Annotated in this window: 21 protein-coding genes; 11 read left to right on the forward strand and 10 right to left on the reverse strand. The window is 63.0% G+C overall.

Features of this window, described 5'->3' with window-relative positions; all coding sequences use genetic code 11:
* The first annotated feature begins 21 nt into the window (after positions 1–21).
* Positions 22–792: an isoprenyl transferase gene (locus tag KBX07_RS08940; RefSeq protein ID WP_256003476.1), complete on the forward strand. Its 771-nt coding sequence runs from the start codon at positions 22–24 to the stop codon at positions 790–792.
* On the opposite strand, the gene coaA is transcribed toward KBX07_RS08940, so the two are convergent.
* On the reverse strand, positions 793–1,719 hold the full coding sequence (gene coaA / locus KBX07_RS08945) for a type I pantothenate kinase (RefSeq protein WP_040424583.1): 927 nt from the start codon (positions 1,717–1,719) through the stop codon (positions 793–795).
* A gap of 77 nt (positions 1,720–1,796) precedes the next feature.
* On the opposite strand from coaA, the gene glyA reads away from it, so the two are divergent.
* Positions 1,797–3,086, forward strand: coding sequence for a serine hydroxymethyltransferase (glyA, locus tag KBX07_RS08950; protein WP_040423798.1), 1,290 nt, complete (start codon positions 1,797–1,799; stop codon positions 3,084–3,086).
* Here the strand turns inward: glyA and KBX07_RS08955 are convergent.
* The gene (locus KBX07_RS08955; RefSeq protein WP_255995721.1) at positions 3,083–3,466 is read right to left on the reverse strand and encodes a DUF5997 family protein; all 384 of its coding nucleotides are present in this window, start codon (positions 3,464–3,466) and stop codon (positions 3,083–3,085) included. The genes glyA and KBX07_RS08955 overlap by 4 nt on opposite strands.
* A 23-nt stretch (positions 3,467–3,489) precedes the next feature.
* On the opposite strand from KBX07_RS08955, the gene KBX07_RS08960 reads away from it, so the two are divergent.
* From KBX07_RS08960 to KBX07_RS08975, 4 genes are all read left to right on the forward strand, one after another.
* On the forward strand, positions 3,490–4,185 hold the full coding sequence (locus KBX07_RS08960; RefSeq protein ID WP_256023838.1) for a substrate-binding domain-containing protein: 696 nt from the start codon (positions 3,490–3,492) through the stop codon (positions 4,183–4,185).
* 60 nt (positions 4,186–4,245) lie between these two features.
* Positions 4,246–4,803, forward strand: a complete 558-nt coding sequence (locus KBX07_RS08965) for an LGFP repeat-containing protein (RefSeq protein WP_005291091.1) — start codon at positions 4,246–4,248, stop codon at positions 4,801–4,803.
* A gap of 128 nt (positions 4,804–4,931) precedes the next feature.
* Entirely contained in the window at positions 4,932–6,275 is a 1,344-nt protein-coding gene (locus tag KBX07_RS08970) for a PhoH family protein (RefSeq protein WP_005291089.1), read from the forward strand.
* A 78-nt stretch (positions 6,276–6,353) separates the two neighbouring features.
* Entirely contained in the window at positions 6,354–6,905 is a 552-nt protein-coding gene (locus KBX07_RS08975) for a GNAT family N-acetyltransferase (protein ID WP_005291087.1), read from the forward strand.
* A 10-nt stretch (positions 6,906–6,915) separates the two neighbouring features.
* Here KBX07_RS08975 and KBX07_RS08980 read toward each other — a convergent pair whose 3' ends face one another.
* From KBX07_RS08980 to glpX, 3 genes are all read right to left on the reverse strand, one after another.
* Positions 6,916–8,478, reverse strand: coding sequence for an MDR family MFS transporter (locus KBX07_RS08980; RefSeq protein WP_256023840.1), 1,563 nt, complete (start codon positions 8,476–8,478; stop codon positions 6,916–6,918).
* A gap of 77 nt (positions 8,479–8,555) precedes the next feature.
* Complete coding sequence (locus KBX07_RS08985; protein ID WP_256023842.1) at positions 8,556–9,953, reverse strand: class II fumarate hydratase; 1,398 nt, start codon at positions 9,951–9,953, stop codon at positions 8,556–8,558.
* A 196-nt stretch (positions 9,954–10,149) separates the two neighbouring features.
* A complete protein-coding gene (gene glpX / locus KBX07_RS08990) occupies positions 10,150–11,157 on the reverse strand; it encodes a class II fructose-bisphosphatase (protein ID WP_256023844.1) in 1,008 nt (335 codons plus the stop codon).
* 118 nt (positions 11,158–11,275) lie between these two features.
* On the opposite strand from glpX, the gene KBX07_RS08995 reads away from it, so the two are divergent.
* Positions 11,276–11,833 (forward strand): DUF4245 domain-containing protein, encoded by a 558-nt coding sequence (locus KBX07_RS08995; RefSeq protein ID WP_256023846.1) that lies wholly within the window; start codon positions 11,276–11,278, stop codon positions 11,831–11,833.
* Positions 11,834–12,115: 282 nt separating this feature from the next.
* On the opposite strand, the gene KBX07_RS09000 is transcribed toward KBX07_RS08995, so the two are convergent.
* Together KBX07_RS09000 and xseA are read right to left on the reverse strand one after the other, a co-directional pair.
* Entirely contained in the window at positions 12,116–12,382 is a 267-nt protein-coding gene (locus KBX07_RS09000) for an exodeoxyribonuclease VII small subunit (RefSeq protein WP_256023847.1), read from the reverse strand.
* A 27-nt stretch (positions 12,383–12,409) separates the two neighbouring features.
* Positions 12,410–13,666 carry an exodeoxyribonuclease VII large subunit gene (xseA, locus tag KBX07_RS09005; RefSeq protein WP_005291068.1) on the reverse strand — a complete coding sequence of 419 codons (1,257 nt, stop codon included), beginning with the start codon at positions 13,664–13,666 and terminating at the stop codon, positions 12,410–12,412.
* A 65-nt stretch (positions 13,667–13,731) separates the two neighbouring features.
* Here xseA and KBX07_RS09010 point away from each other — a divergent pair, with 65 nt between their 5' ends.
* The gene (locus KBX07_RS09010) at positions 13,732–14,691 is read left to right on the forward strand and encodes a 4-hydroxy-3-methylbut-2-enyl diphosphate reductase (protein WP_256023849.1); all 960 of its coding nucleotides are present in this window, start codon (positions 13,732–13,734) and stop codon (positions 14,689–14,691) included.
* A 6-nt stretch (positions 14,692–14,697) separates the two neighbouring features.
* Here the strand turns inward: KBX07_RS09010 and KBX07_RS09015 are convergent, their stop codons facing one another.
* The 3 genes from KBX07_RS09015 to KBX07_RS09025 are packed head-to-tail and all read right to left on the reverse strand — an operon-like array spanning position 14,698 to position 18,237.
* Positions 14,698–15,504 (reverse strand): DUF6542 domain-containing protein, encoded by an 807-nt coding sequence (locus KBX07_RS09015; protein ID WP_256023851.1) that lies wholly within the window; start codon positions 15,502–15,504, stop codon positions 14,698–14,700.
* 39 nt (positions 15,505–15,543) lie between these two features.
* The gene (locus tag KBX07_RS09020) at positions 15,544–16,635 is read right to left on the reverse strand and encodes a DNA recombination protein RmuC (RefSeq protein WP_255995708.1); all 1,092 of its coding nucleotides are present in this window, start codon (positions 16,633–16,635) and stop codon (positions 15,544–15,546) included.
* Positions 16,636–16,656: 21 nt separating this feature from the next.
* Entirely contained in the window at positions 16,657–18,237 is a 1,581-nt protein-coding gene (locus KBX07_RS09025) for an AI-2E family transporter (protein WP_370687284.1), read from the reverse strand.
* A 41-nt stretch (positions 18,238–18,278) separates the two neighbouring features.
* Between KBX07_RS09025 and KBX07_RS09030 the strand changes: the two genes are divergently transcribed.
* From KBX07_RS09030 to KBX07_RS09040, 3 genes are all read left to right on the forward strand, one after another.
* The gene (locus KBX07_RS09030) at positions 18,279–19,874 is read left to right on the forward strand and encodes a metallophosphoesterase family protein (RefSeq protein ID WP_256023854.1); all 1,596 of its coding nucleotides are present in this window, start codon (positions 18,279–18,281) and stop codon (positions 19,872–19,874) included.
* Positions 19,875–20,017: 143 nt separating this feature from the next.
* Entirely contained in the window at positions 20,018–21,106 is a 1,089-nt protein-coding gene (gene ychF / locus KBX07_RS09035) for a redox-regulated ATPase YchF (RefSeq protein WP_256023855.1), read from the forward strand.
* 20 nt (positions 21,107–21,126) lie between these two features.
* Entirely contained in the window at positions 21,127–22,638 is a 1,512-nt protein-coding gene (locus KBX07_RS09040; protein WP_256023857.1) for a recombinase family protein, read from the forward strand.
* The last annotated feature ends 382 nt before the right edge of the window (positions 22,639–23,020 follow it).

Here is a 23,020-nt window from a genome sequence, read left to right on the forward strand (position 1 = left end):
GCGCGCGCTAGGATGAGTGCCATGGCCCTGCTTGAACGAATTCTGTATCCGCTGTACGAACGGCGTTTGAAGCATGAGCTGCAGGGTAAGAACCAGCCGAAACACATCGCCGTCATGGCCGATGGCAACCGCCGCTGGGCGCGCGAGGCTGGATTCACAGATATCGCGCACGGCCACCGTGTCGGGGCCGCGAAGATCGCGGAGCTCGTCGCGTGGTCGGCTGAAATGAACGTCGACGTGGTGACCATTTACTTGCTCTCCACCGAGAACCTCTCGCGCACAGCGGAAGAAGTCCAGCTGCTCTACGACATCATTTCCGGCGTCGTCGATGAACTGTGCAGCGACGAGTTTGAAGCTCGCATCCGGCTCGTGGGGCATCTGGATCTGCTGCCGGAGAAAGTCTCGCAGCGGATGCGTTCGGCAGCGGCGGCGACGGAGGCGAAGAACGGCATCGTGGTCAACATCGCGGTCGGTTACGGAGGCCGCCAGGAGATCGTCGACGCGGTGCAGCACTTCATCCGCGCCAAGGTGGATGAGGGTGTGCCTGCGGCGCAGCTCGCGGACCATGTCAGTGTCGAATCCCTCTCGAAGCACCTCTATACCTCCGGCCAGCCCGACCCGGACCTGGTGATCCGCACATCAGGGGAACAGCGGCTATCTGGCTTCCTGCTGTGGCAGTCCGCCTACTCGGAGATCTGGTTCACCGATACGTACTGGCCGGCGTTCCGCAAGATCGACTTCCTTCGCGCTCTGCGAGATTACTCGCAGCGCTCGCGCCGCTTCGGCAAGTAGCTAGATCTTCCGCATCCGGACGCGCTGCACGGAGTGGTCCGCCGCCTTCGACATCACCAGCGATGCGCGGACACGCGTGGGCAGGATGTTCTCCACCAAGTTCGGCAGGTTAATGGTTTGCCAGATGCGGCGGGCTTCGGCGGCGGCGGCTTCGTCAGAAAGCGGGGCGAAGCGGGCGAAGTGCGCGCCTGGCTCTTGGAATGCTGTGTTCTTGAGTTTGATGAAGCGGTCGATGTACCAGCGCTCAATATCTTCCGTCTTGGCGTCAACGTAGACGGAGAAGTCGAACAAGTCGGAGACCATCAGCGTCGGGCCAGTCTGCAGCACGTTGAGGCCCTCGAGGATGAGAATGTCTGGATGGTCTACCACCTGGTACTCGCCAGGGAGAATGTCGTAAGCGTCGTGAGAGTAGACCGGAGCCTTGACGTTGTCGCGGCCGGCTTTGACGTCGGTGACAAAGCGCAGCAGATCGCGCCGATTATAGGACTCCGGGAAACCTTTGCGCCCAGTGAGATTGCGGGCCGTGAGCTCCGCGGTGGGCAGCAAGAAACCGTCGGTGGTGACCAGATCCACCCGCGGGTGGGACTTCCATCGCTCCAGCAGCACTTGGAGCACACGGGCCGTGGTCGACTTGCCCACCGCGACGGACCCGGCGACCCCGATGATGAAGGGCACGTGCCCGGGGTTTTCCCCGAGGAATGTTTCCGTGGCGGCCGTGAGCTTCTGGCGCGCACGAACCTGCAAGTGCAACAGACGCGACAGCGGCAGGTAAATCTCGGCGACCTCGTTGAGATCCATGCTCTCGCCGATACCGCGCAGACGCGCAAGCTCGTCCTCGGTGAGCACCTGCGGCATCTCCGCGCGGCGCTCCCGCCAAGCGTCACGCGTCAAATCAAGGTAGGGGCTAGGGTCTGCTGGTCGCGGCATGAGGACCATTCTTACACTGCTGGCGGTGGTTGGCTTACTGTGGTGTGCGTAGAAGGCTCGACCCGAAAGGAACGATGATGACCGACGATCTCCGCTACCAAGAGCTCGCCCAGCTAGACCCGGATGTTTATGAGCAGATCCTCGGGGAGGTCTCCCGCCAGCGCAACACTCTGGAGATGATTGCCTCAGAGAACTTCGTGCCGCGCGCTGTGTTGCAGGCTCAGGGGTCGGTGCTGACCAACAAGTACGCGGAGGGCTACCCGGGTCGCCGTTACTACGGTGGCTGCGAGAACGTCGACGTCATCGAGGATATTGCGCGCGACCGCGCCAAGGAGCTGTTCGGAGCCGAGTACGCCAACGTCCAGCCGCACTCTGGCGCACAGGCGAACGCCGCTGTGCTGCATGCCCTGATTAAGCCGGGCGACACCATCATGGGTCTGTCCCTGGCCCACGGCGGCCACCTCACCCACGGCATGAAGATCAACTTCTCCGGTCGTCTCTACAACGTTGTCGCCTACGAGGTCGACCCGGACACCATGCTCATCGACATGGATAAGGTCCGCGAGCTGGCGTTGGAGCACAAGCCGCAGGTCATCATCGCTGGCTGGTCCGCTTACCCGCGCACCGTCGACTTCGAGGCGTTCCGGGCGATTGCCGATGAAGTCGGCGCTTACCTGTGGACCGACATGGCCCACTTCGCCGGCCTTGTAGCCGCCGGCCTGCACCCGTCCCCGGTGCCGCACTCCGACGTGGTGTCCACCACGATTCACAAGACCCTCGGCGGCCCGCGCTCCGGCATGATCCTGGCGAAGCAGGACTATGCGAAGCAGCTCAACTCCGCTGTCTTCCCCGGCCAGCAGGGCGGACCGCTCATGCACGTGGTCGCCGCGAAGGCCACCGCGCTGAAGATTGCCGGCACGCCGGAGTTCAAGGACCGCCAGGAGCGCACCCTCGAGGGCGCCCGCATTCTCGCCGAGCGCCTCACCGCATCCGACTGCAAGGAAGTCGGCGTCGACGTTCTCACCGGCGGTACCGACGTCCACCTTGTGCTCGCGGACCTGCGCAATTCCGAGCTCGACGGCCAGCAGGCCGAGGATCTGCTCCACGAGGTCGGCATCACCGTCAACCGCAACGCTGTCCCGAATGACCCGCGCCCGCCGATGGTCACCTCCGGTCTGCGCATCGGCACCTCGGCCCTGGCGACCCGCGGATTTGACCAACAGGCGTTCACCGAGACCGCCGACATCATCGGTACCGCGCTGGCTCAGGGCACCAACGCCGACGTCGAGTCTCTGCGTGCCCGCGTGACCAAGCTCGCGGAGAACTACCCGCTGTACCCGGGTCTTGAAGACTGGAAGATGCTCTAACGCTCTTTTGACTCTTCCGCAGGCCCGTCGCCGCGCTCTTGTGCGTGGATCCGGCGGGCCTCACGCAACCATGCGGGCTGATCCGCCAGAAGAGCCTGGATCTCTTCAGTGGTCAGCGGCTTATCCATGTCGTTCTTCTTCAAGGCAGTAATGGAAATGCCGAGTTTGCGGGCGACTTCGGGGCGGGGGTGGGGGCCGTCGGCGCGCAAGGAACTCAGCCACTGCGGCGGGTTCATCTGCAGTTCGCGCAGTTGGGCGTGTGTGACGGCACCGTCCTGGAACTCCTGCGGTGCTGCCGGAAGGTAAATACCGAGCTTCTTCGCGGCAGTTTCCGGTTTCATGGCTGTGCTGGACGGGGTGTTCGAGGGCGTTTCGCTCATGCCACAGACGGTAGCATCGTGGCATGTCCAGCCCCCTCCGCCTCGCGTTCGTCACTGGCACCGAGCCCGGCAAGTGGTTCGCCCGCTACCGCGCAAACCACCAACTCGAGGAGATTCCCAGCGACGACCCGTTCGAACTCATCGACAGCGGTGCCGCCCAGCTCGCCCTGATGCGTGTACCCGACGACCGCATCGGGCAGCCAGGGGAGCAGTTCCACCACGTGCGTCTCTACGAGGAAAAACCCGGTCTCGCTGTCCCGAAAGACTCGCTCTATGACATCGGGGAGCCCATTTCGCTTATTGACGTCACCGACGAGCCCGTCAACTACACCTATCCCAACGGAACGACCGACGACCTGCGGATGGCGCTCCAAGTCGTAGCAGCGAACGTGGGAGTGGCGTTCGCCCCGGCACCGTTGCTGAAAGTGCTGTCTAAAAAACAGGTCGTTGTCGCGGAGCTGCAAGGGGAGCCGGCGCATGAGCCAAAGGCGATTGCGCTCGTGTGGAAGGTGGAGGAAGACTCCGATGCGATCCAGGATTTCGTTGGGGTGGCGAAGGGAAGGACGCGGAACTCGTCGAGAAGCAGCGCTGAGAATCGGGACCGAAACCATCGTTCGGGCGACAAACGAAAACACAAAGTAAAAAGCAAAAGCAGTGGCCAGCGCAAGGGATCCCGCCGCAATTACCCCAAAAAGGGGGGAAGCAGAAAACGTATGTAACGTGAAGTTTGCATAATGGTGAACGGTCTTAAAAGTTAGCTTATGAAAGGACTTCATATTATGAACATCAAGATTAACCGTAAGCTCGGCGCTTCCGTCGCAGCTCTCGCACTGGCCACCAGCCTTGCTGCTTGCTCCGACGATGCTGACAACGCTGACGGCAACGTCGAAGAGGTCGAGGCAACCGAGACCAATGTCGAGACCGTGACCGAGGAGACCGACGCTGAGGGCGAGGGTGAGGACGGCGAGACCGTCGAGATCACCACTCAGGACGGCGAGTCTGTTCTGGTTCCGGCTGCCGCACAGGAAGCTGCTGAGGAGCACAGCGGCGGCAACTGGGGCGACCCGTTCAACGTTGAGTCCCGCGAGGACGGCACCACTCTGATCGAGTACGACGCTGAGAAGAACATCGTTTACTCCGAGGAGACGGGCGCTGTGCCGGTCGTCGGCGAGATCTCTAAGACCTGGAAGGAAGAGGGTGGCTTGGACGCAGAGGTCGGCCTGCCGACCGCGCCTGAGGAGAAGCGCTCCGACGACAACGGCTGGATCCAGGAATTCCAGAACGGCACCATCGAGTGGCTCGAGGAGAACGGCGAGTTCACCGCGAAGATCAGCTAGTTGACGCTGTAACCGGAAATTCACCTTACATCGATGTAATTTCCACTTTGCTCCCCTAGTGTGGCAGGTGTCAGGTACCGCGAAGCACGGTCCTGGCTACCCGACAACCGCACTAGGGGAGCAATTGCATGTTTGACCCTTCTGTTACCCAGATCGACTCCGCACCTGAGCAGCTCACGGCGCACACCGCCTTGAGAACCTACGTGATCGACACGTCAGTCCTTCTGTCTGATCCGTGGGCGTTGAAAAAGTTCGCGGAACACAACGTGGTTCTGCCGCTCGTGGTCATCACGGAGCTCGAGCAGAAGCGCCATCACCCAGAGCTTGGCTGGTTCGCCCGCCAAGCTCTTCGCTTTTTGGAAGACCTGCGCGCCGACTACGACCGGCTCGACCAGCCCATGCCCGTCAACCTTGACGGTGGCATGCTGCACGTGGAACTCAACCACCAGTCTCAAGACAACCTGCCGTCCGCCCTGCGCGGCGGGGAGAATGACAACCGCATCCTCGCCTGCGCCTACAACTTCATGCAGGAAGGTAGGGACACTGTTTTGGTGACTAAGGACGTGCCGCTGCGCGTCAAGGCCGGCGCTGTTGGTTTACCTGCGCAGGAGTACCGCGCACAGGATGTCGTTCTGACCGGGTACACCGGCATGGCTGAGCTCGAGGTCTCCGGGGAAGAGATCGACGAGCTTTATGCCACCGGCTTCTGCGCCATCGACACCGGTGAGCTTCCGGTCCACTGCGGCCTGACGCTCAACGCCGGCAACAAGTCGGCGCTGGCCCGTGTTGCACCTTCGGGCGGGGTCAAGCTCGTGCGCGGCGATATCGACGCGTTCGGTCTGTCCGGCCGTTCCGCTGAGCAGCGGGTCGCGCTCGATCTGCTTCTCGACGATTCCGTCGGCATCGTCTCCATCGGCGGTCGCGCCGGCACCGGTAAGTCGGCGCTGGCACTGTGCGCCGGCCTGGAGTCTGTCCTGGAGCGCGGGGAGCACAAGCGGATCATCGTCTTCCGTCCGCTCTACGCCGTCGGCGGCCAGAACTTGGGCTACCTGCCGGGCGACGAGATGGAGAAGATGAACCCCTGGGCCCAGGCGGTCTACGACACCCTCGAGGGCGTCGTGTCCGATAACGTGCTCGAGGAAGTCGCAGCGCGCGATCTCGTCGAGGTGCTGCCGTTGACGCACATCCGCGGCCGCTCGCTGCATGACGCATTCGTCATCGTCGACGAGGCCCAGTCCCTCGAACGCAACGTGCTCCTGACTGTCCTGTCCCGACTCGGTCGCGGCTCCCGCGTGGTGCTCACCCACGATGTCGCCCAGCGCGACAACCTGCGCGTGGGCCGCCACGACGGTGTTCAGGCTGTCATTGAAAAGCTCAAGGGCCAGGACCTCTTCGGGCATGTGACCCTGACGCGCTCGGAGCGTTCTCCGATCGCGGAGCTGGTGACAGACCTCCTCGAGGACCACGCCTAACCCGTGGGCTCAGCCACGCCGCAGGGCGCTAACCTGCGTCTGCGGCGCGGTTTTCGTGCTGTGGGAGTGACTTGTACGATGGTCGCCATGCCGATTCCCGAGTCCGAACGCGATTTCACAATCCGCCCCATCCGGCCGGAGGACTACCCGCAGGTCCGCGACATCTACGAAGCAGGCCTAGGCACTGGCCATGCTTCGTACGAACAGAATGGGCCGACGTGGCAGAAGTTCGCTACGAACAAGATCATTGAGACGGTGTTTGTCGCCGTCGAAAAGCATGATGATGACCGTGTGCTTGGCTGGGTTGCTGCAGCGCAGGCGTCGACACGCAGCGTGTTCCACGGTGTTGTGGAGGATTCGATCTACATCCACGACGATGCGAAAGGCCGTGGCGTCTCGGGTGCTCTACTGGACAAGCTCATCGAGACGTGCATTGGGTTGAACAAGTGGTCCATCCACTCGTGGATCTTCCCGGAAAACACTGGCTCGGCGGGTCTGCACGAGTCGCGCGGGTTTGTGAAGGTGGGCACCTACCACCAGATGGCACTGATGACATACGGCGAGCTGGCCGGCACCTGGCGCGACACCGACATTTATGAGCTGCTGCTGCCCAAGCCGGGCAAGCAATAGCTGGCAATAACTACTCGACGGTTTCCTTCAGTTTCACCTGCTCAACAGGGAACAACAGCGCCATCGCGACGAGCACGAGCGGAATGAGCAGCAAGAACACTGGAGTCAGGCCGTCGTTGTAGCTGGAGGCGATCGCGTCATGAATAGGGCCGGGTAGCTGGTCCATGATTTCCGGCGTGAGCGCGTTGGGGTCGAAGCCGTCGGTGTACTTCGCGGCTTCTGGACCGAGCTGCTGCAGTGCACGTGGCAGCCGTTCTTCCATGTTGTTTTGCGTGTTGTGGATGAATATGGTGCCCACCACAGACGCGCCGACGGACATACCGATCTGGCGGAAGAAGTTGTTCGCCGCCGTCGCGGTGCCCACCACGCGGATGGGGAAAGAGTTCTGCACGATGAGGATGAGCACCTGCATCACCATGCCCAGCCCGAAGCCGTAAATGAAGATGTAGACGCCGAGCACGCTTAACGACGTCTCCGCCGTCAACCTCGACAACAAGAAGCACCCGAGAGCCACAATGCCCATGCCGACGATCGGGAAAATCTTGTACTGGCCCGTCCGCGAGATCAGCGCGCCGACTCCGATGGAGGTGAGCAGCATGCCGCCGACCATCGGGATCATCATCAGGCCCGCCGCCGTCGGCGACATGGAGTGGACCATTTGCAGGTACGTCGGCAGGTAGGCCATGACGCCGGTCATGGACACACCCAGGACAACACTGGCAGCAGTGGTCAGCGCCATGTTGCGGTTGTCGAACAGGTGCATCGGCACGAGCGGATCGCCCGCCCGCAGCTCCACGAAGACGAAGATTGCGCCCACGACTGCGGCCGCCGCGAGCAGCCCGAGGATGGTCGGGGAGCCCCACGGATACTGCAGCCCGCCCCACGTTGTCGCCAGGATGAGGCACGTCGTCGCAACCGCAAGCAACACCGCCCCGAACCAGTCGAAGCGGAAGTTCTCCCTGTCGCCCTTGGACAGCTTCAACACGATCGCGGAGATCGTCATGGCCAAAATGCCCAGCGGGATGTTCATCCACAATCCCCAGCGCCAGCCGGGACCATCGGTGAACCAGCCGCCGAGAACAGGCCCCAGCACCGAGGAGATGCCGAACACCGCACCCATAACACCCATGTACTTGCCGCGCTCACGCGCCGGCACGACCTCCGCGATGATCGACTGCGAATTGATCATCATGCCGCCCGCACCGAAGCCTTGGACCGCGCGGCCGATGATGAGCAACTCCATCGTGTGGGCGAAACCGCCAATGGTCGACCCGATGACAAACAGCCCGATGCAGCCGATGTAGAACCATTTGCGGCCCAGGCCGTCGCCAAGCTTGCCGAAGACAGGCAAAGCAATGGTCATGGTCACCATGAACGCCGAGATCACCCAGCTCATGTGCTCCACACCGCCGAGCTCGCCGACGATCGTCGGCAGGGCAGTAGAGAAGATCATCTGCCCCAGCGAGCTCATGAGCATCGTCGTCAGAAGCGCAGCGAACACCAGCCCGACGTTCGGTTTGCCGGCTTCCTGCTCGTGTTCTTCAGTGTGCTGATCGTGTTGAGTTTCCGTCACTCATCGAAGACTACACCTGAAAAACGACATGAAAGAAGGCCCAGCGAGCGAGCACGCTGAGCCTTAAACCGTGGCAGCTAGTTGCGGTCGGTGTTCGCCATCGACAGCACGTCGAGGCGCTTGTCCATCTCTTCTTCAGTGAGGTCGTCGCCGATGAAGCCCAGGTCGATGGTGGCCTGGCGGATGGTGATGCCTTCCTTGACCGCGTGCTTGGCAATCTTGGCGGCGTTTTCGTAACCGATCGCAGAGTTCAGCGGGGTCACGATCGACGGAGAGGACTCTGCGAGGGTGCGCATGCGCTCCTCGTTGGGCTCGATACCGTCGACAAGCCTCGTGGCGAACTGGCGGGAGGTGTTCGCCAGCAGACGCGCGGACTCGAGAACGTTGCGCGCCATGACCGGGATGAACACGTTGAGCTCGAACTGGCCCTGGGTGCCGGCGAACGCAACAGCTGCATCGTTACCGATGACCTGCGCAGAGACCTGGGTAGCGGTCTCGCACAGCACCGGGTTGACCTTGCCCGGCATGATGGACGAACCCGGCTGCAGATCCGGCAGGTGGATCTCGGCGAGGCCGGCGAGCGGGCCCGAACCCATCAAGCGGATGTCGTTTGCGATCTTGTACAGGGACACAGCCACGGAACGCATCGCGCCAGAGAACTCGACCAGACCATCGCGGTTAGCCTGCGCCTCGAAGTGGTTCTTAGCCTCCGACAGCTGCTCGACACCAGTGAGCTTCTTCAGCTCCTCGGTGACCTTGCCGCCGAACTCAGCCGGGGTGTTGATGCCGGTGCCCACAGCGGTGCCGCCGATGGCCAGCTCACCGAGATGCTCCAGGGTGTTACGCACGCGCTCAATGCCCAGCTCGATCTGGCGGGCGTAGCCGGAAAACTCCTGACCCAGGGTGACCGGGGTGGCGTCCATGAGGTGGGTGCGGCCGGACTTGACCACTTCCTTCCACTCATTGGCCTTCTTGTCCAGGGACTCGTGCAGCACCTGCAGCGCCGGGATGAGGTCGTTCGCAGCTGCCTCGGTCGCGGCGACGTGGGTCGCGGTGGGGAAGGTGTCGTTGGAGGACTGGCCCATGTTCACGTCATCGTTCGGGTGAACCTCTACACCGTTCGCCTTCGCGATCGACGCGATGACCTCATTGGTGTTCATGTTGGACGAGGTACCGGAACCGGTCTGGAAAACGTCGATCGGGAACTCGTCGTCGTGCTGGCCGTCAGCGATTTCCTTCGCGGCGGCGATAATGGCATCGGCCTTCTCGGCGTCCAGGTTGCCCAGGTCCTTGTTCACCTGCGCACACGCAGCCTTGAGCAGGCCGAGTGCGCGGATCTGCTGCGCCTCGAGCCCACGGCCGGAGATGGGGAAGTTCTCCACGGCACGCTGGGTCTGTGCACGCCACAGCGCGTTCACGGGCACCTTCACTTCACCCATGGTGTCGTGCTCGATGCGGTATTCCTGATCAGCCATAATCATCCTTTGCGGTTGGAACGTGTTCCGGCGCGGGTAGCGCCGCTCCTGACATCCGCCATTATTCCTGATTTGCCGATCCGAGGAGACCGAATAGGGGATACGTCGATCGGCCGCGTTAGTCGTTTTTGCATAAGAAAACCGCCCAGTGATACCGGGCGGCCTAAGTGGGAGGTTTCGTCGTAAAGCGCGGAGCTTAGTTGTTCGGACCGGAGTAGTCCACAACGGAGTATTCGCGCAGCTTGGCCAGCTGGTGCTGGGATTCGACGAGGCGGACGGTTCCGGACTTGGAGCGCATCGCCAAGGAACGGGTGGTAGCGCCGTTGGCGCGGTAGGAGACACCGCGCAGCATGTCGCCGTTGGTCACGCCGGTGGCGGAGAAGTAGCAGTTGTCGGAGCTGACCAGGTCGTTGATGCCCAAGACGCGGGTCAGATCGTGGCCGGCTGCGACGACCTTATCACGTTCTTCGTCGGACTGCGGGGCGAGCATGCCCTGGATTTCGCCCTCAAGGCACTTCAGGGCGCAGGCAGTGATGACGCCCTCCGGGGTGCCGCCGACGCCCATGGCAATGTCGATGGAGTTGTTGTTGCGTGCTGCCGCGATAGCGCCAGCGACGTCGCCGTCCATGATGAAGCGGACCTTCGCACCAGCGGCGCGGATGTCAGCGACGAGCTCGGCGTGGCGCGGGCGGTCGAGGACAACAACAGTAACGTCGCGCGGCTCAATGCCCTTCGCCTTCGCAACGACCTCGATGTTGTGCGCCACCGGCGCCGTGATGTCGATCTTGCCTGCTGCCTCGGGGCCGACGGCGATCTTGTTCATGTAGAACGCATCGGCCGGGTCGTACATGGTGCCGCGCTCGGCGGCGGCGATGACGGAGATGGAGTTCGGGCGGCCCTCGGCCATCAGGCGGGTTCCGTCAACAGGGTCGACTGCGATGTCGAGCTCGGCACCCTGGCCGTTGCCCACGCGCTCGCCGTTAAACAGCATCGGCGCCTCGTCCTTCTCACCCTCACCAATGACGATGATGCCGTCCATATTCACGGAGTTGATCATCTTGCGCATCGCGTCGACTGCGGCTCCGTCGCCCTCGTTCTTCTTGCCGCGGCCAACCCAACGGCCGGAGGCTAGGGCGGCGGCCTCCGTGACGCGGACGAGTTCCATCGCTAGGTTGCGGTCGGGTGCTTCGACGGGGTTACCCATTGGTTTGTGCCTCCTGGGGCAGTTGCAGAACGATACGTGTATTAGCCCATTGTGGCATTTTTCCTGCTGCTCCGGAGCAATTGGGGTGGGGCGGAACGGGCATGCGATACTTGCAAGCGTGGCTGATGAGAAACCGCGGATTTTCCAGGACGGCAGGGACATGGCAATCAATGTCGTGCTCATTGCTGCCCTGATGATCCTGTCGGTGGCGTTCACTGGGATGTGCGAGTTCAATCCGGGCCGCCCAGAAAACGGCCCAGTACACGAGGTCGACGGCCGCACGTTCATGGAGATGGAGGCCCGCGCAGCCGATTTCCCGGTGCGTTTCCCGGAGATGCCGGAGGGGTGGACGAATAACTCTGCACGCCGCACGCTTATCGACGGCACCCCCGCCCCCGTCGCCGGCTGGGTCACCCCAGAAGAAGGCTTTTTGCAAGTGACCCAAACCGGTCTGTCGGCCGATGAGGCAGCGCAAGCCGACGGGAAGTACCGCGAGCACTCCCGCGAGGAGACCGTCGCGGACCTTCCAGCGACCGTTTACACCTCCGATGTGAACGACGTGCGCGATCTGTGGGTCGTCGATCTTGAAGATGTCCGCTTGCTCGTCACCGGTGCCGCGCCCGATGCCGAATTCCGCGAACTCATTGAAGCGTTCGCCGCTTCCGAGCCGCTGTAATTCGATAGCACTAGCTCACAACAGACCCCAACCCGTCCCCAGTCGCGCCCCCGGCCCGAAACCCGGCCCCAGGCCAACCCGCCCTGCCCCGTCCGCGATTAGCTAGAAACAAACAACTGGAATGATCCTTTCGGGCCTGATTTTCGGACGTTCTAGTCGCCTGCTTCTAGCTAATCGGGTCAGGGGAGGGGTAAGGAGGGTTAGGGAGGCTACGCGATGAGTCGGCGGCCTCGGCCGAGGCAGCTGGGCCGGATGAGTCGGCTGGGCCGGATGAAGGCGGCTTTACTCTGCCTGTTCCTCATCGTCGGAGCCCTGTTGTAGGGCTTGTTCGATGCGTTTCTCGGCGCCGTCGAGAAGCACTTCGCAGCGCTTGGCCAGGGCTTCACCGCGCTCCCAGTACTTCAGGGATTCGTCGAGGCTCATCTGGCCGAGCTCGAGAATCTTCACGGTTTCAACCAGTTCATCGCGCGCCTGCTCGTAGGTCAGGGAGGACGGGGCCGGGATTGCGTCGGCGTTCGGGGTGCCTTGGCCGAAAGTGTTATCTGCCATGGTGGGTTCTCCTTGGGTGCGTAGCTGTTATTCGGCGGGTGTGGCGGCCATGCTGGCTGCGGTGATGGAACCGTCACCAACTCGGATGCGTAGCTGCGAGCCGGGCGGAGCCTGGGCGATGCTGGTCACCACTTCCGGCTCGCTGCCGTCGCGCGGCTGGACCTGGACCACCGCGTAGCCGCGGGCGAGTGTTGCGGCTGGACCGAGGGCGGACACCTGTGCACGCAAGGCCTTGACCTCGGCGGTCTCCTGCTTGAGCAGGCGTGTGATGTCGCGGCGGATGGCTGCGGTGGCGCGGTCGAGTTCCTCGCGGCGCAACGTCACCTGGGTCAGGGGGTTCGCCATAGCGGGGCGGGAACGCACCTGGCTCAGGCCGTGGCGTTCGCGCCTGACCCAGGAGCGCAGGGCGGAGGAGAGGCGGGAGCGGGCGTCGTCAAGCATCTGGCGTTCAGCGACGACATCCGGAACCACACGCTTCGCGGCATCGGTGGGGGTCGCCGCGCGCAGGTCAGCGACGTTGTCCAAGACAGGGTTGTCCGGCTCGTGGCCAATCGCTGAGACGACCGGCGTCGACGCCTCCGCGACCGCACGCTGCAGCGCCTCCTCGGAGAAGGGGAGCAGGTCCTCGACGGAGCCGCCGCCGCGGGCGATGATGATCACGTCGACAGTCTCGTCATCGTCGAGAGTGCGCAGCGCCTCCACGACCTGCGGGACGGTGCCGGCACCTTGAACCGGGGTGTTGATCACGCGGAAGTCCACCGCCGGCCAGCGGTCTTTCGCCACCGACAGCACGTCGCGCTCGGCGGCAGATCCGCGGCCGGTGATCAGCCCGATGCGGCGCGGCAGGAACGGCAGAGGCTTCTTCCGCGCCGGATCGAACAGCCCCTCAGCAGCCAACGTCTTGCGCAGCTGCTCGATCTTCGCCAGCAGCTCACCCTCGCCGACGTGGCGGATCTCCGTGACCCACAAAGAAAAGGAACCGCGTCCGGCGTAGAAGGCGGGTTTGCCGAGGACGATGACGCGGTCGCCGTCGTTAAGCGGGGCGTCGAGCGAGCGCACCATCTTCGTGTCCGCAGTGAGCTGAATGCTCATCTCTTTCTGCGTGTCACGCAGCGTCAGGTAGGAAAACCGCCACGACGGCTTCACATTGATCTGCGTCAGCTGGCCCTCAATCCACAGCCAACCCAAACGCTCAATCCACTGCTTGACGCTGTCATTGACCTGCGAAACAGACCACGGCCTCTCCGGCGTGCTCTTCGGCGGTTGTGCGCCCGCCATGGGCATCAGCCCCCTTCCGTTGTGCGGGACCAGCTTACCTTTTCGCCCGCACATCCATTACCCTTGGGCACATGACGAGCACCGGAAAAAACGTCCTTCTCGCCGCCCCTCGCGGGTACTGCGCTGGTGTTGACCGTGCAGTGGAGACGGTGGAAAAGGCGCTGGAGAAGTACGGCGCCCCCATTTACGTGCGCAAAGAGATCGTGCACAACAAGTACGTCGTGGAGACGCTGTCTAAGCGTGGCGTCATCTTCGTCGAGGAGACCGATGAAGTGCCTGAGGGCGCGCACGTTGTCTTCTCTGCACACGGCGTTTCACCGGCCGTTCGCGAATCGGCACAGCAGCGACAGCTCATTGCTCTCGACGCGTCCTGCCCGCTGGTGACCAAGGTCCACAATGAGGTCAAGCGCTTCGCCCGCGACGGCTACCACATTCTCCTCGTCGGCCATGAAGGCCACGAAGAGGTCGAAGGTACCGCTGGCGAGGCGCCAGACGTGGTGCACCTGGTAGACGGTGTCGAGGGTGTCGACGCTGCTCCCGACTTCCCGGAGGACCAGAAGCTGGTGTGGTTGTCGCAGACCACGCTGTCCGTCGACGAGACCATGGAGATCGTCGCGCTGCTGCGCAAGAAGTACCCGAATCTGGAAGACCCGCCGAGCGACGACATTTGCTACGCCACCCAGAACCGCCAGGTCGCGGTGAAGGCGATCGCTGAGAAGTGCGAGCTGATGATCGTCGTCGGGTCGCAGAACTCCTCCAACTCGAAGCGCCTTGTCGAGGTCGCACTGCAGAACGGCACGAACGACGCTCACCTCATTGACTACGCGCACCAGATAGACGACGCCTGGTTCGACGGTGTGACGACGGTCGGTGTCACCTCCGGCGCATCCGTGCCCGAGATTCTTGTCCGCGAAGTCGTGGAATACCTCGCCGAGCGCGGCTACGACAACGTCGAGCAGGTCACCACGACCACCGAGACCATCACTTTCGCGCTGCCGCGCGACCTGCGCCCGCCGCGCCAGGCTGGGTAGTCGCGGCTAGTCTTCGTAGAGGTCTTCGCGGAGACGGTGGCTGACCCGCCGAGATGATCCGCGGCCGCCACCCCGGCTGTCCCACGCACTGTCGCGGCCGTCTTGCGCGCTGACGCGACGGAGATCACGCCCGTCCGAGCGTCGAGCATTGCTGCGCTGCACGGGTTCGTCTCGGCCCTTCGAACGTGCGTTGCTGGGCGAGAGGCGTTGGGCGGGACGCCTAGAAGCGGAGGGCTCGTTGCTTCGTGCCAGTAGCTCTTCAACGGTGACCTTGCCCGGCGTGGTGGTCCGTTCACGGAAGCGTGTCGCCTCACGTTGGGTACGACGATTCGATTCGGAAGCCTGCCTGCGCTGGCGCTGTTCCTGCTGGCGGATCTCTTCGTTGTGCCTTTTCAGCAGCTGGTAGCGCAACAACGCGATGACCAGCGCACCGAGGGTCACCATTGCCATCACGGGGAAGAACTGCACCAGCGGATACAAAATGAGCAGGGCAGAGGTGCGTCCCAGCGATGTTTGGCCTTCCGGCAGTTGGAAGTACGCGTTGAGGGTGCCCGTTACCAACAAAAACAATGTGTACAGCAGCGGGATGGACGCAACGATGAGAAACAGCCCGCGCGGGTTGACAAACGTGACCACGACCAAGGAGGCCACCGCGAACAGCGCTAGGAACGGCCACCCGATTGCTTCGTTGTAGACGGACAGTAGGCCGCCAGTGACAAGGGCCGCGATGATGATGCCCACGCCGGATCCCGTCGAGAAACCGGGCATTGCCGGGTCTGACTGCGTTGAGGATCGGGACGTTGCATGCGACACGTTGTGTGATGTTACCGTGCCGCCGCGCGCGGACAGCTTTTACTCGACGTGGGAGTGCGAACTTTCTTCCCCGTTGGCGGTGCGTGCCCGGGCAGTCACCGCACGGAGTTCGGTGGGTTCACTAGTCGTACGCCCGGGCAAGTCGAGGTCTTTCAGCCGGCGTGCGGTGACCATGACGCGGGCGTCCATTGACCCGAGCGTGGCATTGAACGCCTCGACGGCCTTATCCAACGAGCCGCCGACGCGGTTGTAGTGCTCCGCCATGGTCCCCAACCGCGTGTACAGCTGCGCACCGAGCCGCTGCACCTCGGCCGCCTTCGCGTTGATGTCTTCTTGCTGCCATCCCAGCCCGACGGTGCGCAACAACGCGAACAGGGTGGAGGGGGTGGCGATGACAACGCCTCGCGCAAATGCGTCGTCAAGCAACTGCGGATCTTGCTCGAGCGCTGCGTCGAGGAAGGGGTCGGCGGGGATGAACATGACCACGAACTCGGGCGTCGGCGCGAAAGCCTCGACGTACGCTTTCTGCCCGAGTGTTGCCACGTGCTGCCGCAGTAGGTGGCTGTGCCTGCGCAGATAGCCGGCTTTCTCCTCGGGATCCTCCGTGTTGAGCGCGTCGAGGTAGGCGCTGAACGGCACTTTCGCATCCACCACGATGTTGCGGCCGCGGCTTAACCGGATGATCATGTCGGGGCGGAGCAGCTGACCGTCGATACGCGCTGCTTGCTGCACATCGAAGTCGCAGTACTTGACCATGCCGCCGAGCTCCACGACACGTTCGAGCTGCATCTCGCCCCAACGCCCGCGCGTGTTCGGTGAGCGCAGCGCGTTGACCAGCTGATCCGTGCGATCGCTCAGCCGTGAACTCGCACGCGTCACGGCCTGCACCTGCCCGGCGAGCGCTGAGTGGGCGACAGCGCGATCTTCATCCATGTCGCGCAACTGCGCCGCGAGCTTATCGACGGCCCTCTCCAACGGCTCCAACTCCCGCCGCACATCCTGCCGCGGCGGCTGGGAAGGCGGGGATGCGGGGCGGCGCAATAGGTGCATCGCGGCCGCACCGGCAAGCAGCCCGAGAATGAACGCGAGGAAGACAAGGGTGAAAGTCAGCGCTGGGGACACAGAACTCATGTGTCTCACCCTTGCATACGGTTAGGACATGTCCTCGCCGCCACCCTTGGATGTACCGAACGGAAGTTCGAAACGGCGAGTTTTCCGTGCTGAGCCGTTCGAGCCGTTCGCGCCGTCGCCGCCGGTCTTCGCTGAGGCGGTCTTGTCCTCTGTCGTGTCCGCCGTCTTGTCCATTGCTTTGTCGGAGCGGCGTCGGGCGGCCACCTTGTTCCACTGGCGCACGAGCGTTGAGCCGGGGGAGGGGGCGGGTGCGTCGGGCTCGTCGTCAATGCTCGGCGCTTTCCAGACATGGTTGTCGATGAGCTCATCGCGTTGCGCCGCGCTTTCTTGCTCTTCTGCTTCGGCGAGCGCCTTGCCCACGTCGGTGGCGAACTCGAGATCGTCCGCGCTGACTTCGCCGGCGTGCAGCTGGAGCATGTCCTGCATGTAGCGGAAGATCACGGCAACGGTCGCGGCGGCGGGAACAGCTAGGAACGCGCCGACGAGGCCGAAGAGACCGCCGCCGACTGTGACGGAGACCAAGACGACCACAGGGTGCAGGTTCATCGCGCGGGACTGCAGCAGCGGGGAGAGGACGTTGCCTTCAAGCTGCTGGACGGCGATGACGATGCCCAGGACGATGAGCGCCTCGGTGAACCCAAGGGAAACGAGCGCGATGATGACGGCAAGCGCCCCGGCGACAATTGCGCCGACAAGCGGGATGAAGCCTGCCATGAACGTGATCACCGCAAGGGTGAACGCCATGGGCACGCCGACCGCCCACAGACCGACGCCGATACAGACAGCGTCGATAAACGACACGACCGCCTGGGCGCGAATGTATCCGCACAGCGTGTTCCAGATGCGGGTGAGCAGCTCGGTGGCGTGCAGTCCGGCGCGGCCGCCGGTGGCGGAGCGGACCCAGGGGAGGAACTTGGGGCCGTCGTTAAGAAAGAAGAAGGTGAGGACCACGACAACGACGAAGGTGATCATCATCGACGTCGCCGTGCTGATACCGGAGAAAATGCCGCCTGCGATCGCGCCGGCGCGGTTTTGCACCCAGGTGATCGAGTCTTGGACGACTTCGTTGATCTGCTCCGCATCCACGCTGAACGGCAGCGAATCCTGGTTCTGCAGCCATAGCGCCAGGCTTTGCAGCCCTTGCCCAGCCTGGATGGCAAGGACGCGGGAGTTCGTGATGATGTCCGGCAGGATCATCGACACGAAGAACACCAGCACAGCCAGCGCCAGCAGCATCGATATCAGCGCCGACAACGCACCGGGGAGGCCGTGTTTGCGCAGGAAGCTTGTCACGGGTTCGAGCACGGTGCACACGATCAGTGCGAGGACGATTGGCAGGATGCCGGCCCAGAATTTGCCCACCAGGTACGCCAGTGCACCGATGAGGATGAAGATGGCCACCATCCGCAGCGAGAACAGCGCGGTCGATTTCATCCACGAGTTGAACACCACCGCGCGGTCGACGCGGTTGTCGTATTCGTGGGATTTCTTGTCGCCGGCGTTAGCTTTATCGGAGGCTTTGACCTCCTCCGCGAGCTTTTGCGCGGAACCGGAGGCCATGGCGGCGCCCGCGTCCTCGCCACCCTTCGTCGTTTCAGTCACGGAGACTATTGTGCCCGAAGCACCAGCAGCCCCGCTAAGCAATGCTTATCGACGATTCCTCCCCGCTCACCCAGCAACCACACCCCGTCCGTGATACCTTGCCTGCGAACGCTGCTCTTCCCGTGCCGCGCCTGTTTGCTGAAAGGCCTCCCATGTCGCTGACTCCCGCCCGTTCCCTGAAAGTGACCGCAGCCGCGATGTCCCTCGCGCTCGGTCTGTCGTTCACCGCCGTACCAGAAGCTGTTGCGCAGTCCAGTCAGCCTGGAGGATCCAGCCAGGCAGCCGGTGGGCCGATCTCGTCCAGTCACGTGCACGTCGGTGCTACTGCCACCGATATGAACTTCTCCTGGCGCACCGCTTACAACGGCCAGGAGTTCGTGAAGTACTACCCGACGGCTAACCCTGAGACGGTGAACGAAGTGGCCGCTACGGAGGCTGACTTCGGCGCCATCGCCTACCGCGCCAACCACGCCACCGTCACCGGTCTGCAGCCGGGCACCGAGTACACCTACCAGCTCGGCTCCGATGAGGGCGGATGGAGCGAAGCGGCGACCTTCCGCACCCAGCCGGCAGGAGACAGCTGGAACTTCCTCACCTTGTCCGACGCCCAGATCGGTGTGAACCTCAAAGTGGACGAGCAGGCTGAAGCGTGGCGCACTGCGGTCCGCCGGGCCACCGGCTCTTACCCGGACTCCCAGTTCATCGTCCACGCCGGTGACCAAGCTGAGGGCTGGGGTGACCCGATCAAACAGTGGGAGGCGTTCTTTACCGCTGAAGAGCTGCAGTCCTACCCGCTCGCTATGGCGAAGGGCAATCACGAGCTGTTGCCCACGTCTATCGTCGATAAGCACTTCAAAGAGCACGGGAACCTGCCAAACGCGAAACCGGGTGACGCGAACTATTTCTTCGAGCGCAACAATGCCCTGTTCATCGTTTTGGACTCTAACGAAACCGGAAACAAGTACTCCGAGCCGATCGATTCGAAGCGCAAGCGGGCGATCGAAAAGCAGTCTCAGTTCGTGCGCGAGACTACCGCTGCCCACGGCGCGGACAAGGATTGGACCATCGTGGTCATGCACCACGCTCCGTACTCCCACGGTGGCCGCTACCACGAGAAAGAGATCACGCAGATGCGCGAAGGCCTTGCGCCGGTGTTCTCCGAAACCGGTGTGGACCTGGTGCTCAACGGCCACGACCACATGTACAACCGCAGCCACCTGATGAACGGCACCGAGCCCGTCATCCCGGAAGACACGCCGAAGCCCGGCGACGTGCTGCGCCCGAAGGCTAATGAGACCGTCTACATGACAACCACGACCGCAGGCGGCGGCAAATACTACGACTTCCACACCCGCGACGGTAAGAAGCGCAAGGAGTTCACCGATGTCTCCCAGACTTACGGTAAGGACTTTGCCATCCCGGAGATCGCTGTGTGGCGCCAGGACTACAACCCGGATTACGCCAACATTGAGGTGAGCAAGAATACGCTCACCGTGCGTACGCACAATGTCGCCGACAACTCGGTTGTCGACGAGTTCACCATCGACCGCAGCGGCGCAGCCCCTGCACAACCCGGTGGTGGCGAAGGCAATGGCAGCTCCTTCGGTTCTTCTGGCTCCTCCCAGCGCAATAGCTAGGGCGGTTCCGCTTGCTCGGCAGGCGGGTGACATTGCCCGTCAATTCGGCCTCGAGCTGTAACCATAGCCGCGCTAGCCTGCGGCTGGCCGCGCCCCGGCCCAGTCTGAACTGGCAGCCGGGGCGTACGTTATGATTGGCCAGCGTGAGCCTTACTCTTGGAATCGTCGGCCTGCCTAACGTGGGCAAATCCACCCTGTTCAACGCGCTGACCCGCAATGAGGTTCTGGCGGCGAACTACCCGTTTGCCACCATTGAACCCAACGTCGGCTTAGTGCCACTGCCGGACAAACGCCTGGACCGCCTCGCGGAGATCTTCGAGTCCGCGGAGATTCTTCCGGCGACGGTGTCGTTTGTCGACATCGCAGGCATCGTCAAGGGTGCGTCCGAGGGCGAGGGCATGGGCAACGCCTTCCTCGCCAACATCCGCGAGGCGGACGCGATCTGCCAGGTGGTTCGCGCATTTGCTGACGACAACGTCATCCACGTCGACGGCCACGTCGACCCAGCCAGCGATATCTCTGTGATCAACACTGAGCTCATCTTGGCCGACCTGCAGACGATCGAGAAGGCCTTGCCGCGCCTGGAGAAAGACGGCCGCAAAGACAAGGACATCGCTGCCCAGGCCGCCGAGGCCAAAAAGGCACAGGAGATCCTGGAGTCAGATCGGACGCTGTTCGCCGCCTCCAAGTCAGGCGAGATTGACCTCGCGCTCGTGCGCGATTTGCACCTGATGACCGCGAAGCCGTTCCTCTACGTGTTCAACTCCGACGAGGGGGTGCTCACCGATGACGCGAAGAAGGCCGAGTTGCGCGAACTCGTTGCGCCTGCTGAAGCCGTGTTCCTCGACGCGCAGACTGAGACCGAGCTCCTTGAGCTTGACGACGAAGACGCCGCCGAGCTCCTCGCCGCCGTCGGCCAGGACGAGCCAGGCTTGTCGACGCTCGCGCGCGCCGGCTTTGAAACCCTCGGCCTGCAGACCTACCTGACTGCTGGTCCGAAGGAGTCCCGCGCCTGGACGATCCACAAGGGCGACACTGCTCCGAAGGCCGCCGGTGTGATCCACACTGACTTTGAGAAGGGCTTCATCAAGGCTGAGATCGTGGCCTTCGATGACCTCGACGAACTCGGCTCCATGGCCGAGGCCCGCGCGAAGGGCAAGGTCCGCCAGGAGGGCAAGGACTACGTCATGGCCGATGGTGACGTGGTGGAGTTTCGTTTCAATGTAACCTGAGGCGCGCTAGTGTTAGCGGCATGACAACACGTGCTGCTATTTACCTCCGTATCTCGCTCGATGCTGCCATGGACGGCCTCGCCATCGACCGGCAGCGCCAGGACTGCGAAGCCCTTGCCGAGCAACGCGGCTGGGACGTCGTGCATACCTACGTCGATCAGTCGATCTCCGCGTCGAAGAAGGACGTGGACCGCCCCGACTACGACGCGATGGTGGCGTCCTTTGAGCGCGGCGAGATCGACGCGATCATTTGCTGGGACCTCGACCGCCTCACACGGCAGCCCTGGCAGCTCGAAGAGTGGATCGACAGGGCAGAGGAGCAGGGGCTGAAACTCGTCACTGCGAACGGTGATGCTGACCTTGCCACCGACGGCGGCAGAATGTACGCGCGCATCAAAGCAGCCGTGGCACGCGGCGAGATCGAGCGAAAGAGCATGCGCCAGTCTCGTGCGCAACAGCAACGCGCCGAGCAGGGCCGCTGGTACTCCGGCGGTGTGCGCCCTATCGGCTACACCTCCACCGGCGAGATCATTCCATCCGAAGCCGCCGCCGTGCTCGGTATGTTCCGCGCTGTCGAGCGGGGCAACTCCATGCGCGACATTGCACGCGCCTTATCTGGGGTCGATCAGCCGGGCTTGCCGGATATTCCGACCACGCCACGCCATATGCACACCGTGGTTACAGAGCGCAACGCTCGACGCCGCGCTGCAGGCCAGGAAGAAAAGCCGGTACCCGACGCGCAGCCGTGGGCCTATACATCGTTGCACTCGATCCTGCGCAACCCCGTGTATGCCGGCTACTCCACGTATAAGAAGGCCAAGCGCAAAGGCGTGAAGAACAAATACCGCCGTGTCACGCATATCGTCCGCGACCCCGATACCGGCGAGCCTGTGAAAGGGCAGTGGGAGCCGATCGTCACACCCGATTTGTGGTGGCGCGTGCAGAACGTGCTCGACGATCCCGACCGGCTGACCAACAAGGAGCGCCGGAACACTCGCCGCCATCTCGGCTCGGGTCTGTATGTCTGCGACGAGTGTGGCAACCCCGTGCGCACGCATGCCGACCGCTACCGCTGCGCCGCCTGTGGCTTAGTGCGCACACATAGCGTCGATGATTTTGTGCTCGCCGTGATCCGCGCCCGCCTTGGCCGTGACGACCTGGCGGACCTGCTGCCGACTGCGGACGACGACGAGGTGGGCGCCATCGACGACGAACTCGCTGAGCTTCGCGCAAAGCTCGCCCGCGTCCAGGCAGACTACGACGAGGAACTTATCGAGGCCCGTGACCTCAAGCGCGCGCGAAACCGTTATGAGCCGCAGATCGAGAAACTCGAAACGCGCCGTGCCCGCCTTGCTGGCGCATCGGCGCTGCTCGACACAACCGGCTACGCCTCGCCCGTGGATGCCTTCGACAACGCAGAGCTTGCCGTGCAGCGCCGAGTCATCAATACCCTGTGCCAGGTGCGCCTGCGCCGTGGCGTGCGCGGCACCAAGACCTTTAACCCTGAATCGGTGCAGATCGTGTGGAACTAGGTTGCAGTGTGTGACACGTCAACAATCGCGCGCATGCGCTGCGGCGCGCAAAGCTCTTACGAAGGAACGCCACGGGAGCCGGCAGTTCGGGGGAGATCTGCCTTCGTGTATCGGGGGCGACACTGCTCAACCGTGGCGTTCGCAGGAAGTATGACACGGCTCTTGTTACCCCAGAGGTCGTAGGTTCGAATCCTGCCCCCGCTACCAACTTCCAAGCCCCTACCAGGAGAAACACTGGTAGGGGCTTTAGTTATTTCTCTTAAGGCGCACGTCCTGGGACTCAAATCGGGACTTTAGCGATGGCATTTGAGGATGCGGACGTTTTTTGGACAGTTTCAATCTCACGCTACATTGACTTTTCGGTATTCGGCAATGCTCAAAC

It is taken from the genome of Corynebacterium sp. CCUG 70398 (genome assembly GCF_024454055.1).
Lineage (GTDB): Bacteria > Actinomycetota > Actinomycetes > Mycobacteriales > Mycobacteriaceae > Corynebacterium > Corynebacterium genitalium.